The sequence below is a fragment of the Mycobacterium sp. SMC-18 genome (genome assembly GCF_045310895.1).
GTDB lineage: Bacteria > Actinomycetota > Actinomycetes > Mycobacteriales > Mycobacteriaceae > Mycobacterium.
In genome coordinates, this window is sequence record NZ_JBJIAL010000005.1 from 74,799 (window position 1) to 90,347 (window position 15,549).

At 68.2% G+C, this 15,549-nt stretch carries 14 protein-coding genes; 3 read left to right on the forward strand and 11 right to left on the reverse strand.

Annotated features, from left to right (window positions below):
* Positions 1–91: 91 nt before the first annotated feature.
* The 3 genes from dmpG to ACJH6J_RS06210 are packed head-to-tail and all read right to left on the reverse strand — an operon-like array spanning position 92 to position 2,884.
* The gene (dmpG, locus tag ACJH6J_RS06200; protein ID WP_406803696.1) at positions 92–1,156 is read right to left on the reverse strand and encodes a 4-hydroxy-2-oxovalerate aldolase; all 1,065 of its coding nucleotides are present in this window, start codon (positions 1,154–1,156) and stop codon (positions 92–94) included.
* Positions 1,153–2,070 (reverse strand): acetaldehyde dehydrogenase (acetylating), encoded by a 918-nt coding sequence (locus ACJH6J_RS06205; RefSeq protein ID WP_133426440.1) that lies wholly within the window; start codon positions 2,068–2,070, stop codon positions 1,153–1,155. The genes dmpG and ACJH6J_RS06205 overlap by 4 nt, the downstream gene beginning before the upstream one ends.
* A 28-nt stretch (positions 2,071–2,098) precedes the next feature.
* Positions 2,099–2,884 (reverse strand): 2-keto-4-pentenoate hydratase, encoded by a 786-nt coding sequence (locus ACJH6J_RS06210; RefSeq protein ID WP_020100790.1) that lies wholly within the window; start codon positions 2,882–2,884, stop codon positions 2,099–2,101.
* Positions 2,885–2,955: 71 nt separating this feature from the next.
* Between ACJH6J_RS06210 and kstD the strand changes: the two genes are divergently transcribed.
* The 3 genes from kstD (at position 2,956) to ACJH6J_RS06225 (ending at position 6,874) form a co-directional block, all read left to right on the forward strand.
* The gene (gene kstD / locus ACJH6J_RS06215; protein WP_133426438.1) at positions 2,956–4,638 is read left to right on the forward strand and encodes a 3-oxosteroid 1-dehydrogenase; all 1,683 of its coding nucleotides are present in this window, start codon (positions 2,956–2,958) and stop codon (positions 4,636–4,638) included.
* 1 nt (position 4,639) lies between these two features.
* On the forward strand, positions 4,640–5,500 hold the full coding sequence (locus ACJH6J_RS06220; protein WP_064861051.1) for a MaoC family dehydratase: 861 nt from the start codon (positions 4,640–4,642) through the stop codon (positions 5,498–5,500).
* Between the two features lie 216 nt (positions 5,501–5,716).
* A complete protein-coding gene (locus ACJH6J_RS06225) occupies positions 5,717–6,874 on the forward strand; it encodes a DUF1942 domain-containing protein (RefSeq protein WP_318985451.1) in 1,158 nt (385 codons plus the stop codon).
* A 75-nt stretch (positions 6,875–6,949) separates the two neighbouring features.
* Here the strand turns inward: ACJH6J_RS06225 and ACJH6J_RS06230 are convergent, their stop codons facing one another.
* The 8 genes from ACJH6J_RS06230 to ACJH6J_RS06265 form a co-directional block, all read right to left on the reverse strand.
* On the reverse strand, positions 6,950–7,711 hold the full coding sequence (locus tag ACJH6J_RS06230) for a hypothetical protein (protein WP_318985450.1): 762 nt from the start codon (positions 7,709–7,711) through the stop codon (positions 6,950–6,952).
* Positions 7,712–7,727: 16 nt separating this feature from the next.
* On the reverse strand, positions 7,728–8,849 hold the full coding sequence (locus tag ACJH6J_RS06235) for a hypothetical protein (protein ID WP_064861048.1): 1,122 nt from the start codon (positions 8,847–8,849) through the stop codon (positions 7,728–7,730).
* A gap of 57 nt (positions 8,850–8,906) precedes the next feature.
* Positions 8,907–10,685, reverse strand: coding sequence for a DUF2339 domain-containing protein (locus tag ACJH6J_RS06240; protein WP_406803697.1), 1,779 nt, complete (start codon positions 10,683–10,685; stop codon positions 8,907–8,909).
* Positions 10,686–10,795: 110 nt separating this feature from the next.
* Positions 10,796–11,950, reverse strand: coding sequence for a lipid-transfer protein (locus tag ACJH6J_RS06245; RefSeq protein ID WP_318985495.1), 1,155 nt, complete (start codon positions 11,948–11,950; stop codon positions 10,796–10,798).
* A gap of 2 nt (positions 11,951–11,952) precedes the next feature.
* Positions 11,953–12,348 (reverse strand): MaoC family dehydratase, encoded by a 396-nt coding sequence (locus tag ACJH6J_RS06250; RefSeq protein WP_406803737.1) that lies wholly within the window; start codon positions 12,346–12,348, stop codon positions 11,953–11,955.
* Between the two features lie 11 nt (positions 12,349–12,359).
* A complete protein-coding gene (locus tag ACJH6J_RS06255) occupies positions 12,360–13,325 on the reverse strand; it encodes a bifunctional MaoC family dehydratase N-terminal/OB-fold nucleic acid binding domain-containing protein (RefSeq protein ID WP_346416063.1) in 966 nt (321 codons plus the stop codon).
* 11 nt (positions 13,326–13,336) lie between these two features.
* On the reverse strand, positions 13,337–14,500 hold the full coding sequence (gene fadE29 / locus ACJH6J_RS06260; protein ID WP_318985446.1) for an acyl-CoA dehydrogenase FadE29: 1,164 nt from the start codon (positions 14,498–14,500) through the stop codon (positions 13,337–13,339).
* The gene (locus ACJH6J_RS06265; RefSeq protein WP_406803698.1) at positions 14,500–15,504 is read right to left on the reverse strand and encodes an acyl-CoA dehydrogenase family protein; all 1,005 of its coding nucleotides are present in this window, start codon (positions 15,502–15,504) and stop codon (positions 14,500–14,502) included. The genes fadE29 and ACJH6J_RS06265 overlap by 1 nt, the downstream gene beginning before the upstream one ends.
* Positions 15,505–15,549 lie beyond the last annotated feature (45 nt).

Consider the following 15,549-nt stretch of genomic DNA (forward strand, 5'->3'; position numbering starts at 1 on the left):
TTACGTCACCCTCACCCGCCGCGAGCGGCCTGAAAATGCACGCAAAACACGGTGTGTCGCCGTACAAACACGGCCGCTCGCGGGAAGTAACTCAGGCCTTACCCTCAGCCCGCTCGCGCTGGATCTCGAGAGCGATGTCGATCAGCTGGTCCTCCTGGCCACCGATCAGCTTGCGCTGGCCGACACGGAGCAGCAGCTCGTGGGCGGGCACGCCGTAGCGTTCGCCCTGGCGCACCGCGTGCTTGAGGAAGCTCGAGTACACGCCCGCGTAGCCCATCACCAGTGCGTTGCGGTCCAGCAGGCACTCGGCCGGCATCGCCGGGGCGACAACCTCTTCCGCGGCGTCCGCGATGTCGAAGAAGTCGATGCCGGTCTTGACGCCGATCTTGTCGAACACGCCGACCAGCGCCTCGACCGGCGCGTTACCGGCACCAGCACCGAACCGGCGGCACGAACCGTCGATCTGCTTGGCACCCGCACGCACGGCCTCGACCGAATTGGCAACGCCCAGACCGAGATTCTCATGGCCATGGAAACCGACCTGCGCGTCGTTGCCGAGTTCGGCGACCAACGCGCCGACGCGGTCGGCGACACCTTCGAGCACCAACGCACCCGCGGAGTCCACCACGTAGATGCACTGGCAGCCGGCGTCGGCCATGGTGCGGGCCTGCGCGGCCAGCTTCTCGGGAGAGATGGTGTGGCTCATCATCAGGAAGCCGACGGTCTCCAGGCCCAGCTCGCGGGCGAAGCCGAAGTGCTGGATCGCGACATCGGCCTCGGTGCAGTGCGTGGCGATGCGGCAGATCGAGCCGCCGTTGCCCTGCGCGATCCGGATGTCTTCCTTGGTGCCGACGCCCGGCAGCATCAGGAAGGCGATCTTGGCGTTCTTCGCGGTCTCGGCCGCGATGGTGATGAGCTCCTGCTCCGGGGTCTTGGAGAACCCGTAGTTGAAGCTCGAACCACCCAGCCCGTCGCCATGCGTGACCTCGATGACCGGGACGCCGGCGTTGTCGAGGGCACCGACAATCGCGCGCACCTCGTCACCGGTGAACTGGTGCCGCTTGTGGTGCGAGCCATCGCGCAGCGAGGTGTCCGTCATCCGGACGTCCCAGGCTGCGTCGAAGAAGATGTCTCCGGGTTGCAGTGCGGTGCTCATGCCTTAACTCCCACGATTTCCTTGGCGATCTCCTCGCCCACCTTGGTGGCCGCGGCGGTCATGATGTCCAGATTTCCAGCGTAGGTCGGCAGGTAGTCGCCGGCACCTTCCACCTCGACGAAGATGCTGACGACGTGCTGACCGCCGTTGACCACCGACGGCTCGTCGAACTGCGGATCGTTCAGCAGCCGGTAGCCGGGCACGTAGGTCTGTACATCGGCGACGACGTCCTTGACCGACTGCGTGATGGCGGCGTGGTCGGCATCTTCGGGGATGGCGCAGAAGATGGTGTCGCGCATGATCATCGGCGGTTCGGCCGGGTTCAGGATGATGATGGCCTTGCCGTCGCGCGCCCCACCGATGTCGCGCACGCCGGCGCTGGTGGTCTTGGTGAACTCGTCGATGTTGGCCCGGGTGCCGGGGCCGGCCGAGGCCGACGACACCGACGCGACGATCTCGGCGTAGGGCACGCCCCCCTGTGCCTCGACGGCACGGCTCACCGCGTAGACCATCGGGATGGTGGCCTGGCCACCGCAGGTGACCATGTTGACGTTCATCGAGTCCAGGTGCGCCCGCAGGTTCGCCGGCGGGATGACGCCCGGGCCGACGGCGGCCGGCGTCAGGTCGATGGCCCGGATGCCGGCTTCCTCGTACCGCGGCGCGTACGCCTTGTGCACGTAGGCGCTGGTGGCCTCGAAGATGAAGTCCGGCTTCTCGCTCTGCGCCAGCAGCCAGTCCGCTCCTTCGGCGCTGGTCTCCAGCCCGAGTTTGCGGGCGCGGGCCAGGCCCTCGCTCTCCGGGTCGATACCGATCATCCAGCGCGGCTCGAGCCAGTCCGACCGCAGCAGCTTGTACAGCAGGTCAGTACTGATGTTTCCCGAGCCGACGATCGCGACGCTCGCTTTGGACGGCATGCTCACTCCTCTACAGAAACTTTGGGTATTACGCGAAAGACAGGTGGACAGAACCCAATCCGGCGAATTCGGCGACGAAGTCGTCCCCCGGCTTGGCATCGAACGCCCGCATGCAGGCACCCGGCAGCACCACGTCACCGGCCTTGAGACGCACGCCGAACTGATCGACCTTGCGCGCCAGCCAGGCCACCGCCGTCACCGGATTGCCGAGCACCGCGTCACTGCGGCCCTCGCCCAGTACCTCGCCGTTGCACTTGAGCACGGCGTCGATGTTCCGAATGTCGATGTCCTTCGGGGACACCCGCTCCTTGCCCAGCACCCAGCCGGCCGAGGATGCGTTGTCGGCGATGGTGTCGCACAACTTGACCTGCCAGTTGGTGATGCGGGTGTCGATCAGCTCGATGGCCGGCGCGAACGCAGCGGTGGCGGCCAGCACGTCGTCCTCGGTGCAGCCGGCGCCGGGCAGATCATCGGCAAGCACGAACCCGACCTCGACCTCGACCCGCGGCAACAGGTACTTCGAGGTCAGCACGGGCTTGTCCTCGAATACCTGCATGTCGTCGAGGAGGTGCCCGTAGTCGGGTTCATCCACATTCATCATTTTCTGCATGGCCTCGCTGGACAGGCCAACCTTGTGTCCCACCACGCGGGCACCTTCCGCGACCCGCTGACGAATGTTGAGCAGCTGGATCTCGTACGCGTCGACGACGTCGATGTCGGCGTAGGTGTCGGTCATCGGCGACATCGCGACCCGGCTGCGCTCAGCTTGGGCCAGCGCGGCGGCGAGCTCGGCACGCACGTTGTCGGACAGCATTCGTGAATTCCCCTAACTTCATGGACCGGCGCAGTTGTCCACAGGCCGGGCAATTCTATAACGTGTTCTACATGACTGGACAGGAGTACGACGTTGTCGTCGTCGGCAGCGGTGCAGCCGGTATGGTCGCCGCCCTCACCGCAGCCCATCAGGGCCTTTCGACAGTAGTCGTAGAAAAGGCCCCACACTATGGAGGTTCCACTGCGCGGTCAGGTGGCGGCGTCTGGATCCCGAACAATGAGATTTTGCAGCGTGCGGGGGTAAAAGACACCCCGGAAGCAGCCCGCACCTACCTGCACAAGATCGTCGGCGACGTGGTGCCCGCAGAGAAGATCGACACCTACCTGCAGCGCGGCCCCGAGATGCTGTCCTTCGTTCTGAAGAACTCGCCGCTGAAGCTGTGCTGGGTGCCGAACTACTCCGACTACTACCCGGAGGTCGAGGGCGGCCGCGCCGGCGGACGGTCCGTCGAGCCCAAGCCGTTCAACGCCAAGAAGCTCGGCGTCGACGAAAAGGGCCTGGAGCCGGCGTACGGCAAGGTCCCGCTGAACATGGTTGTGATGCAACAGGATTACGTCCGGCTCAACCAGCTCAAGCGCCACCCGCGGGGCGTGCTGCGCAGCCTCAAGGTCGGCATCCGCGCCACCTGGGCCGGCGCCACCGGCAAGAACCTGGTCGGTATGGGCCGCGCCCTGATCGCGCCGCTGCGCATCGGCCTGCAGAAGGCCGGCGTCCCAGTGCAACTGAACACCGCGCTGACCGACCTGTACTACGAGGACGGCCGGGTTGCCGGCATCTACGTCCGTGACACCAACGCTCCGGAAAGCGCTGAGCCGCAACTGATCCGGGCTCGTCGTGCGGTGATCCTGGGCAGCGGTGGCTTCGAGAAGAACCAGGAGATGCGCACCAAGTACCAGCGCCAGCCGATCACCACCGACTGGACCGTGGGCGCCAAGGCCAACACCGGCGACGGCATCCTGGCCGCCGAAAAGCTCGGCGCCGCACTGGAAATCATGGAAGACGCCTGGTGGGGGCCGACGGTGCCGCTGCCCGACAACCCGTGGTTCGCCCTGTCCGAGCGCAACTCCCCCGGCTCCATCATCGTGAACATGAACGGCAAGCGGTTCATGAACGAGTCCATGCCGTACGTGGAGGCCTGCCACCACATGTACGGCGGCCAGTACGGCCAGGGCGAGGGCCCGGGCGAGAACGTGCCGGCGTGGTTGCTCTTCGACCAGCAGTACCGCAACCGCTACATCTTCGCGGGTCTGCAGCCGGGACAACGCATCCCGAAGAAGTGGACCGAGGCCGGCGTCGTCGTCAAGGCCGACACCATCGAGGAACTGGCAGAGCTCACCAACCTGCCCGTCGACGAACTCAAGGCCACCATCGAACGCTTCAACGGCTTCGCGCGCAGCGGTGTCGACGAGGACTTCGGTCGCGGCAACAGCGCGTACGACCGGTACTACGGCGACCCGACCAACAAGCCGAACCCCAACCTGGGCGAGATCAAGCACGGCCCGTTCTACGCGGCCAAGATGGTGCCCGGCGATCTCGGCACCAAGGGCGGCATCGTCACCGACATCCACGGCCGCGCGCTGCGCGAGGACGGCTCGGTGATCGAGGGCCTGTACGCGTCTGGCAATGTCAGTGGTCCGGTGATGGGCCACACCTACCCCGGCCCCGGCGGGACCATCGGCCCCGCCATGACCTTCGGATACCTCGCGGCACTGCACGTGGCAGGAAAGGGCTGACATGCCGATCAATCTCGACGAGGCCATCGGGGCCGAACTCGCACCCGTCGAATTCTCGTGGAGCAGCAGCGATGTGCAGCTGTACCACCTCGGCCTGGGCGCCGGCGCCGATCCGATGAGCGAGCGCGAGCTGCGCTACCTGATCGACGACAAGCCGCAGGTGCTGCCGACCTTCGGCAACGTGGCGCAGAGCTTCCACGAGACCAAAGCGCCGACCGTCAAGTTCCCCGGCATCGACATCGAGCTGAGCCGGGTGCTGCACGCCAGTGAGGCCATCTACACCGACGCTCCCATCCCGCCGTCGGGCACGGGCCGCGCCGTCACGAAGTTCACCGAGATCTGGGACAAGGGCAAGGCCGCGGTCATCTGGTCGGAGACCACCGTGACCACCCTCGACGGCGCTCCCCTGTGGAAGCAGAAGCGGTCCATCTTCGCCCGCGGCGAGGGCGGCTTCGGCGGCGATCGTGGCCCGTCGACCTCGGCCGCCGAGCCCGACCGGGCACCGGACCTGCAGATCTCGCTGCCGACGCTGCCGCAGCAGGCTCTGCTGTACCGGCTCTGCGGTGACCGCAACCCGCTGCACTCGGACCCGGCATTCGCCAAGGCCGCCGGCTTCGACCGCCCGATCCTGCATGGCCTGTGCACCTACGGCATCGGCTGCAAGGCCATCGTCGACAACGTGCTCGACGGCGACGCCGGCCGCGTCCGGTCCTACGGCGCGCGCTTCGCGGGCACCGTGATCCCGGGTGAAACCTTGCAGGCCAACCTTTGGCGTGACGGTGAACGAATCACCGGCGTGCTGACGGCGCCGAGCCGAGACAACGTCGTCGTGCTTGCTGGAATCGAGCTCACCGCGTCCTGACCAGGACGTATTCGGAATCGGCCGCCTATTCGGCGGCCGATTCCGGCAAACCAGGGCCGGCGGTCGGGTCGCCGACGGCGCGTCAACCTCTATCCACAGCTGACGCTTAACCTGCTAGCTTTCGTAGTAGTCAGTAATTATCCAATTACTCGTGACTCAACTTCCGTGGGGGAAGCCGCCCGTCGGACGACTTGGAGACAAAGGAGCCACATCATCATGAGTACCCGCAAGATCACCATCGCCATCGGCGCAGCCGCCGCATTCGGCCTGATCGCGACACCGTTCGCAGTGGCCGACCCCGCCCAGCCCGCAGGGGTGACGTCCGCCCCCACCACGGTGGCGTTCGGTTCGGACGGCAAGCTCGTAGACGGGAACACCGTCGCGGAATGGCAGATCAGCAACCTCAAGCCCAGCACCGATGTGCTCTCGCAGCACCTCAACGGCACGCTGTGGGAAGCCACAGCGGAGTACAAGGCCGAGCGCGGCAACTCGCAGCCGTTCGTGCCGAACCTGAACGCCCGCACCGCGACCGGCGAGAACTACCGCGTGCTGTGGGGCGCTGCCACTCCGCAGGGCATCAACCCCGCCGGCCTCGCCGAAGGGCAAGAGTCCAAGGGCAAGATCTACTTCGACGTGACGGGCGCCGCGCCGACCAGCGTCGTGTACACCGACGGGGACCGCGAAGTGATCAAGTGGCAGGGCACTGAACCCGCCACGGGTACCGCGCCGGCCGCCGCCCCCGCTCGTGGCACTGCGCCGGTGACCACGCCGGCCCCGGCTGCCGCCCCCGCCGCCGCTCCTGCTGCCGCCCCGGCGGCTGCTCCCGCCGGTCTCGGCAGCGCCGTGCCCGGCGCCACCCCGGCCGGTGCTGTTCCGGCCGCCACCGGCACGCAGCCTCCGGCCGGCACCACCACCGGTGCGGTCCCGGCGGCGACGCCGAACGGTGAGACGCCTGCCGCCACCCCGGCCGGCACCCCGGCTCCGGCTGGTACTCCGGCGGTTGCTCCGGCTCCGGCCGGCACCCCGGGCGCCGACGCTCCGGCTCCGGCCGGTGCCCAGGTTCCGGCGGGCACCCCGGCCGGTACCCCCGCGGGCACCCCGGCGACGGCTCCGGCCGCCGGCCCGGCTCCCGAGGCGGCTCCGGTTCCCACCGCCGCCGAAAGCGGCCCGGGCACCGCTGCCACCGCCGGTGGCGCCGTCTCGCAGGCTCCGCTGACCCCGGCGCCGGCTCCGGCACCGAGCCAGGCCATCGCCGGCCAGCCCGCCTCCAGCGCGGGTCAGGGCACCGCCACCCCGGCCGGTAACCAGCAGGCCGCGCCGGCTGCGCCTGCTGCGCCGGTCACCCCGACCCCGGCACCGGCACCGGCCTCCTGACGGACAACGAAATTGGGGCCAGTCGCGATCATCGCGACTGGCCCCAATTTCGTTGTCCGGCTTGTTATTCAGTAACTACATCTGACGGCCGACGTCGCCGCCGCGCTGCGGCGGCGGAGCCACGGGGGCGACGGGCGCCGGCCCCGCGGTGTGCGAACCCGCGCTGGGACCGGCCACCGGCGGCGCCGCCGGAGCCGGAGCGGACGTGTGCCGACGGGAGTCGCGGGCGTCCTGCTGGGCCTCCCGGCGATCCTGCTGAGACTGCCGGTTGTCCTGCTGTTGCTGGCGCGCGTCCTGCTGGGATTGCCGGTCGTTCTGCTGGTTCTCCCGGGCGTCCTGCTGCGCCTGACGCTGCTCGGGCGACATGGGGGCACCGCCGCCGGCCGGCCCGCCGGGCTGACCCTCCGGAGGCTCCCCGCCGGGCATGCCGCTTTCCTTGCCGCCGCCCTTGCCCATGGCCTGCTGGATCATCTGACCGAACTGGCCCGCTTGCTGGCCCATCTGGCCCAGACCGCCACCCTGGCCGGCCATCTGGCCTGCCTGCTGACCCATCTGCCCGAGCTGGCCGAGCATCTGACCCATCTGGCCGACGCCCTCCCCGCCCTTGCTGTCGGCGTTGTCGTAAGCCGACTGGGCCATGCCGACCTTGCCGGAGAACATGCCCTCCTTGGCCTGCAACGAGGCCACATTGGCGGTCATGTCGGCTGCCATGGCCGGCAGGATCGCGGCGATGGTCGCGCTCATGGCGTCCTCGCCGGGCTGGATCATCGGCATGTCAGGCAGCTCGACGGAAGCCGTGTTCCAGCTGATGTTGTCCGGTGTCTGCATCATCGACATCAGATATCCCCCCTACTCACCAGTCGTCGTCGATGTCTTCGTCATAGGAACCGTGGTCCAGTGCCTCGGGTACCGCGAGCTGGGTGATGCGGCCCCCGCCGCCACCTTCGCGGTGCCCCATGCCGCCCATGGCGCCCATCGCGCCACCGGCACCTGCGGCGGCGGCGACCGGAGCCAAGCCACCGGCGCCCATGCCGCCCGCGGCACTGGCCGGCATCACGCCGGGCCCAGCCGGGCCGGGGCCGACCATCTTGGCCAGCAGCGGCGTCTGCACGGAGGCCGCACCCACACCGCCACCGCCACCGCCGGGCATGCCGCCCTTCATCAGGCCCGCGCCATGAGCCGCGCCGGAACCGCCGGCCAGCGGATGGTTCGAGAACGCACCGAACGGCGAGGCGCCGAGGCCGGCCTTGCCCTGCCCGCCGCCCTGGAACAGGGACGTCAACTGCTGCAGTGGCTGCGAAAGTTGTTGCAGCGGTTGCATTGCCTGCTGCGGCAGCTGCCCGAGCATCTGCGGGAGCTGACCGGCCATCTGCATCATCTGGCCCATCATCTGGCCCATCTGGTCGCCGCCCTTGCCCGCCGACTCCGCGGTCTTCTGCGCGGTCTGCGCCACCTGCGGCGGCACGCCGGCCGTCGGGATGCTCGGCGGTGCGCCGACGAAGTTGGCCACCTCGGTGGCACTGGCCGTCACCGCGGCGATGTTCTGTGACAGGCCCATCTTGATGCGGCTCTGGATCAGCTCCTGCACGTTGGGGAACGGCGCCGCCGACAGGGCCATGCACTCCGCCTGCACTTCCTCGGCGGTGGCGTTGACCAGGTTCTTGGTCTTGATGACCGCGGCCACCATGGACTGCAGCTTGGCGGCGATGGCCGCCGCCTGCGCGCCGTTGGCCTCATGACCGCCGATGATGGTGCCGGCCTCACCCGCGGCCGCCAGCGACGCCGCGCCCTGCCACTGATCGGTCAGATTCATCAGCTGGCTGGTCTGCTGCGGCACCACGGATCCGCTGATCTTGGTGGCCAGCTTCGTGTAATGGGCGGCCGCTTCTTCGAGCTGTTCCTCATTGACGTTGGGCCATCCCGGCCCCGTGACCGTCTGCGATCCGAACGGACTGCTGTCCGGCTGAATCCCCATAGACACGGCCCCCTTCCCCAGACATACCGCGTCGGTTCGAGCCTACCGCCCCGACGGCTACCCACCCGACGCGAACTGACGGTCCGGATTCGGCTGATCCTGCCGGGCGAGCAACCGGGCATAGCCGGTTCCCATGGCCAGCAGCACCAGGCCCACGACGATGAACACCGCCACCCGGAACATGCCGTTCAGGGTCCCGAGATCGAACAAGAACAGCTTGGTCATCGCCGCGGCCACCAGCGCCAGCCCGCCGCCGATGGGCAGTGATCGCTGCGCCTTCGGCCGGCGGGCCGCGTACCCGAACAACGCCGCCGCGACCGCGATCCAGCCGATGGTCGCGACCATGTGACCCGCGAAGAACCCGCCCTTGACGCCGCCGATCAGCGCGCCGGCGGTGACGGTCGCCATGGTGGACGCGTACGCGGCGACCACGACCGCGCCTGCCCACATCAGCCGCACCTCGTCGTCGTCACGCCGGCCGGTCCACGACCACACGACGGCGACCGCACTGGCGATCGCAAGGATGCTGGAGATGACGGTGGACACCGCGCTGTGGGTGTTCAGCTCCACCGCGCGGAACAGCAGGTCCGGCGGCGAGTAGCTGAGGTAGACGGCCCCACCGACGGCGCCGAATCCGGCAGCCACCCAGCGGGCGATCGCGTCGCGACGCCCGGCGACGGCCACCACGACGGACATCGCGAGCAGCACCGCGCCGCCGGTCCTACCGTCGAAGGCCACCAATACCGCGACCAGCGCGCAGACGGCCGATGTCGCCGCCCAGATCCGCCGCACCACATCAGCGACGCCGGGCAGTCGGTTGCCGGCCAGCACGACGGCCAGGAACAGGGCCGCCACCGCGGCGATGATCGACGCGGCGACCACCGGACGGACCACCGCCGAGATGAACAGCACCGGCACCGCGCCGCCCGCCGTGGCCAGGGCCAGCAGCGAGCGGTTGGCGGTCTTGGGCAACAGGGTCAACGCGCCCCCGACGGCCAGCACGGCTGCCGCCGCGCAGGCACCGGCGAGACCCGGATTCCGGTGGGTGCCGAATGACGCCGAGGCCAGTGCCACCAACAACGGAAAGGTGCAGACGGCGGTCCGGGCCACGAACATCGCGACCCAATCCTTGCCGATTTGCACCGGCAGCGACGCCGCGGACAGCGCCAGCATGAACCCGATCAGCAGCAGCGAGACGCCGTCGGCCACCACGGGCGCCAGCACGGCCAGCGGCACCAGCACCAACAGCGCGAGTTGCTGCGAATCCCAGCGCCGCGCCAGGGTCAGCCCGCCGCCGCCGATCACCGCCGCGAGCACCAAACCGACCGGCGCAGAAAGCCATTCGTAAATCGTGGTGACCGCGACGACGTCGATGTACGCCGCGGCGATGCCGGTGGCGGCCAGGGCGACCGCGCCCACCGTGCCGCCGGGCCGCGTCTTCAGGCGAGTCGCCCCGACCACCAGACCGGCCGCCAGGACCGCCCCTGCGCCGACCCGGAACTCGGGCCGCAACAGCCCGGCCTGCGCGGCGAGCACCAGCAGCAGGGCGACGCCGATCAACGTCACCGCGACGCCGGCGGCCGCCAGCGCCTTGCCGATCCAGCTGTCCGAGCGCTCGGGCCGCGGCGGCTGCTGCTGGGGCTGCGGCGGCGCGGCCTGAGCCGGCTGCCAATACTGCTGCGGCGCGGCGTATCCGACGGGCTGCGCGGCCGGCTGCTGGTACGCCATCGACCGATCGAGCTCGGTGAGGCAGGCCGAGACCCATGCCAGGTGATGGGAGATCGCTGCGACATCCTGCGAGAGCCGGGCAACCATCGCCCGCTGCGGTTCGGTCATGCAGGTCATCATCGCGCCGAGCCACGCGAGTTCGGATGAGTAGGACTACCCCTATTGACGCAGAACTGCCCCTCTCCTGTCGAAAAGGGGCAGTTCGCGAGCGGGGTGATTCAGCCCAGGATCAGGCCTGACGTCGGAACACCGGTGCCGGCGGTGACGAGCACGTGCTCGACATCGGGCACCTGGTTGACCGACGTGCCGCGCAGCTGGCGGACGCCCTCGGCGATGCCGTTCATGCCGTGGATGTAGGCCTCACCGAGCTGACCACCGTGCGTGTTGATCGGCAGCTTGCCACCGAGCTCGATCGCACCGTTCGCGATGAAGTCCTTCGCCTCACCCTTGCCGCAGAAACCGAGCTCCTCGAGCTGGATCAGCGTGTACGGGGTGAAGTGGTCGTAGATCACCGCGGTCTGAATGTCATTGGGCGTCAAGCCACTCTGACCCCACAACTGCTTGCCGACCAGGCCCATCTCGGGCAGACCGAGCTCGTCACGGTAGTACGAGTACATGGTGAACTGATCCTCACCAGCAGCCTGTGCCGCCGCCTCGACGACGACCGGGCGCTGCTTGAGGTCCTTGGCGCGCTCGGGCGTGGTGACGACGATCGCCACGCCGCCGTCGGTCTCCTGGCAGCAGTCCAGCAGGCGCAGCGGCTCGGCGATCCACCGCGAGTTCTGGTGGTCCTCGATGGTGATCGGCTTGCCGTAGAAGTGCGCCTTCGGATTGGTCGCCGCGTGCTTGCGGTCGGCCACCGACACAGCACCGAAATCGGCACTCGTGGCGCCGTATTCGTGCATGTAGCGCTGCGCGACCATGGCCACCGAGGCGGCCGGCGTGCTCAGCCCGTGCGGGTAGGACCAGCTGTACTCGACACCGCGGGAGTCGGCGTTGACGGTCAGACCCGTCATCACCTGGCCGAAGCGGAACTCCGAACGCTCGTTGAAAGCGCGGTATGCCACAACGACTTCGGCGATACCGGACGCCACCGCCAGCACGGCCTGCTGCACGGTCGCCGCCGCGGCGCCGCCGCCGTAGCCGATCTGGCTGAAGAACTTCAGCTCCCCGATGCCGGTGGAGCGGGCCACCGCGGTCTCCAGGTTGGAGTCCATGGTGAAGGTCACCAGACCGTCGACGTCCTCGGGCGACAGGCCCGCATCGTTCAGTGCGTCGGTGACCGCCTCGGCGGCCAGCCGCAGTTCACTGCGGCCGGAGTTCTTGGAGAAGTCCGTCGCGCCGATACCGGCGATGACGGCCTTGCCGGAGATGCTCACTGCGCGGCTCCCATCGTCAGCGCGGAGGTGGCGATGACGTGATCACCAAGGCTGTTGCTGCCCACCACTTTCAGCGTCACCAGGTCGCCTTCGACAGCGGTCACCTCACCACGGAAGGTGATGGTGTCGTAGGCGTACCACGGCACCCCGAGGCGCAGCTTGATCGACTTGATGATGGCGTTCGGGCCCGCCCAGTCGGTGACGTAACGCCCCACCAGACCGGTGTCGGTCAGGATGTTGACGAAGATGTCCTTGGAGCCCTTGGCCTGCGCCTTGTCCCGGTCGTGGTGCACGTCCTGGTAGTCCCGCGTGGCGATCGCCGTCGAGACGATGAACGTCGGGTCGCCGTAGATCGAGAGTTCGGGCAGCTTGGTGCCCACGGCGGTGTTCACAGCGGCGGCGGTCACTTGGCGGCCTCCCAGGCGTACAGACTCCAGGCCGGACTGACATCGCTGTCCGGGAAGTCGAGGAACGTTGCGCTGACCGGCATTCCGATCTTCACGTCGTCATGCTCGACGCCGCGCAGCTCACCGAGCATGCGCACACCCTCTTCGAGTTCGACGAGCGCGATGATGAACGGCAGGCTGCGGCCGGGCACCTTCGGCGCGTGGTGCACGACGTAGCTGAACACCGTGCCCCGGCCCGACGAGACGACATAGTCGATCGGGGCATCCTTGTCCTGCCAGATCGCGGGCACCGGCGGGTGCTGCAGCGAGCCGTCGGGCCGCTTCTGAATCCGCAGTTCGTGCGCATTGACGCCGTCCCAGAAGAACTGGGTGTCGCGCGACGACGACGGGCGCATCAGCTTGTCGGGGTCCAGATCGGCTGGGATGGAACCAGTTTCGGCTGCTTCTTTACCTTGCTTGTTGGCCGGCAGGAACTTCATGATGCGCCAGTCCATGTCGGCGACTTCCTCGTCACCGACATGCCAGCGGATCTTCTGGTTCACGAAGTAGCCCTCGCCCAGCGCCGTCTGCTTCGGACCGACCACGTCGGTGACCTCGGCACTGATGCTGACGCGTTCGCCTGGCTGCAGGTAGCGGTGATAGGTCTGGTCGCAGTTGGTGGCGACGACGCCGACGTACCCGGCGTCGTCGAACAACTTCATGATCCGGGCCAGCGGATCGTCGTCGGACCGGGTGCGGCCCAGGCCCATCATGGTCCAGACCTGGATCATGGCGGGCGGCGCCACGATGCCGGGGTGCCCGGCGGCCTTGGCGGCCTCCTCGTCGACGTAGATCGGGTTCTTGTCGCCGATCGCGTCGACCCAGTGGTGAATCATGGGCTGGTTCACCGGATCCCGGCTCAGGGTCGGCTTGCTGCGCCCGGATGCGACGATCTCGTCGATACCGGCCTGAAGATCAGTCATCGATCGCCCTCCTACCGCGAGACCCGCGGCACCTTGAGGCCCGATGCGGCGATCATCTCGCGCATGACCTCGTTGACCCCGCCACCGAACGTGATGACCAAGTTGCGCTTGGCCATGGTGTCCAGCCACTGCAGCACCTTGGCGGTGTGCTGGTCGGCAGGGTTGCCGAAGCGTCCCACGACCTCTTCCGCCAGCCGGCTCACTTCCTGAATGCGCTCGGTGGAAAAGACTTTCGTCGCGGCCGCATCGGCGACGGCGATGTTCTCACCGGACGAGGCGACCTGCCAGTTGAGCAGTTCGTTGAGCCGCATGATCGTCTTGATCTGCCCCAGCAGCCGCTTGGCCTCCGGATTGTCCAGCGGGACAACGCCATCGGAGCCGGGCTGGGAGGCCCAGCCGTGCACCTGCTCGTAGATGCCCGCCACGCGACCGGCCGGTCCCAGGCCGACACGCTCGTGGTTGAGCTGAGTGGTGATGAGCTTCCAGCCACCGTTCTCCTCGCCGACCAGCATGTCGGCGGGCACCCGCACATCGTTGTAGTACGTCGTGTTGGTGTGGTGGGCGCCGTCGGACAGGATGATCGGGGTCCAGGAGTAGCCCGGGTCCTTGGTGTCGACGATCAGGATCGAGATGCCCTTGTGCTTCGCCGCGGTCGGGTCGGTGCGACAGGCCAGCCACACGTAGTCGGCGTCGTGGGCACCGGTGGTCCACATCTTCTGGCCGTTGACGATGTACTCGTCACCGTGCCGCACGGCGGTGGTCCGCAGCGATGCCAGGTCGGTGCCGGCCTCGGGCTCGGAGTAACCGATCGCGAAATGCACCTCGCCGGAGAGGATTCCGGGCAGGAACTTCTTCTTCTGCTCCTCGGTGCCCAGCAGCTGCAGGGTCGGTCCCACGGTCTGCAGCGTGACCATCGGCAGCGGGATGTCGGCGCGGTTGGCCTCGTTGATGAAGATCTGCTGCTCGATGGGCCCGAAGCCCAGGCCGCCGTACTCCTTGGGCCAACCCACACCGAGCTTGCCGTCGCTGCCCATGCGCTTGATGACGGCGCGGTAGGCCTCGTTGTGCCGGTCGGTCTCCATCGCCGCCGCCTCTTCGGGCGTGATCAGCGTCGAAAAGTACTCGCGCAGTTCGGATTGCAGCTTGCGCTGTTCCGCGGTCAGGTCGATAAACATCAGGCTCCCACCAGATCGAGACGGTGCGACGGACCACCGAGCAGGCGGTTCAGGTCCTTGATCGAGGAGTAGTAGCGGTCCATCGGGTAGGTGATGTCCATGCCCATGCCGCCGTGCAGGTGATGGCACAGCCGCATGGCCGGCGGGGCCTGCGAGGTCAGCCAGTAGCCCAGGATCGCCAGGTCCTCGGATGCGTCGAGTCCCTCGGACAACCGCCACACCACCGAGGTGGAGACGAGATCGATTGTCCGCGAGGCGATGTAGACCTCGGACAGCTGAGCCGCCACCGTCTGGAAGGTGGACAGCGGCCGGCCGAACTGCTCGCGCGTCGCGGTGTAGTCGGCGGTCAGCCGCAGTGCACCGGCGACCAGACCGGCACCGAACGCGCCGATCATGGCCAGCGCCAGCTCGTTCACCCGCGCCACCGTGGCGCCGGCCAGCACGTCATCGTCGGCCACTGCCACGTCGGTGAAGGTGACGACGTATTCGTCCGAACCGTTGGCGGTCGGGGTCTTCTCGACCGTCACACCGGCGGCCTTCGGCGACACGACGACCACACCGCTGTCGGTGGTGACCAGCAGCCACTGCGCCGACTCGGCATACGGCACACCGATTTTGGTGCCGTTGAGCTTGCCGCCGGCGTAGCTGGTCGACGGCTTCTCCGGCAGCTGGTTCCCGGCTTCGTTCAGGGCCGCGGACAGCACCGTGCCCTGCGCGACACCCGCGAGGTACCGGTCCTGCTGCGCTTCGGTGGCCAGGTCGACCAGCGGGACCAGGGCGAGCCCGATGGTGGCGAGGGCCGGCCCCGTGGTGCCGCGCCGACCGATCTCGGTCAGTGCGGTGGCCGCCTCCGGCAGCCCCAGCCCGTCACCGCCCAAGCGGTCCGGCACTGCCAGTGCCACGACGCCACCGGAAACCAGTGCGTCCCAAGTGTTTTCCCGCTCGAGCACAGATGTCACCACATCGGCGACAGCCTGCTGCTCAGGGCTCGGTGTGAAATCCACCCGAATCCTCCTTGATTCGTGTTACCGGACTACTGCAGTCAGTCG

Bases quoted from the DNA above. Each gene is read 5' to 3' on its own strand.
- dmpG (WP_406803696.1), bottom strand. From the start codon at position 1,156: ATGAGCACCGCACTGCAACCCGGAGACATCTTCTTCGACGCAGCCTGG.
- ACJH6J_RS06205 (WP_133426440.1), bottom strand. From the start codon at position 2,070: ATGCCGTCCAAAGCGAGCGTCGCGATCGTCGGCTCGGGAAACATCAGT.
- ACJH6J_RS06210 (WP_020100790.1), bottom strand. From the start codon at position 2,884: ATGCTGTCCGACAACGTGCGTGCCGAGCTCGCCGCCGCGCTGGCCCAA.
- kstD (WP_133426438.1), top strand. From the start codon at position 2,956: ATGACTGGACAGGAGTACGACGTTGTCGTCGTCGGCAGCGGTGCAGCC.
- ACJH6J_RS06220 (WP_064861051.1), top strand. From the start codon at position 4,640: ATGCCGATCAATCTCGACGAGGCCATCGGGGCCGAACTCGCACCCGTC.
- ACJH6J_RS06225 (WP_318985451.1), top strand. From the start codon at position 5,717: ATGAGTACCCGCAAGATCACCATCGCCATCGGCGCAGCCGCCGCATTC.
- ACJH6J_RS06230 (WP_318985450.1), bottom strand. From the start codon at position 7,711: ATGTCGATGATGCAGACACCGGACAACATCAGCTGGAACACGGCTTCC.
- ACJH6J_RS06235 (WP_064861048.1), bottom strand. From the start codon at position 8,849: ATGGGGATTCAGCCGGACAGCAGTCCGTTCGGATCGCAGACGGTCACG.
- ACJH6J_RS06240 (WP_406803697.1), bottom strand. From the start codon at position 10,685: ATGACCGAACCGCAGCGGGCGATGGTTGCCCGGCTCTCGCAGGATGTC.
- ACJH6J_RS06255 (WP_346416063.1), bottom strand. From the start codon at position 13,325: ATGACTGATCTTCAGGCCGGTATCGACGAGATCGTCGCATCCGGGCGC.
- fadE29 (WP_318985446.1), bottom strand. From the start codon at position 14,500: ATGTTTATCGACCTGACCGCGGAACAGCGCAAGCTGCAATCCGAACTG.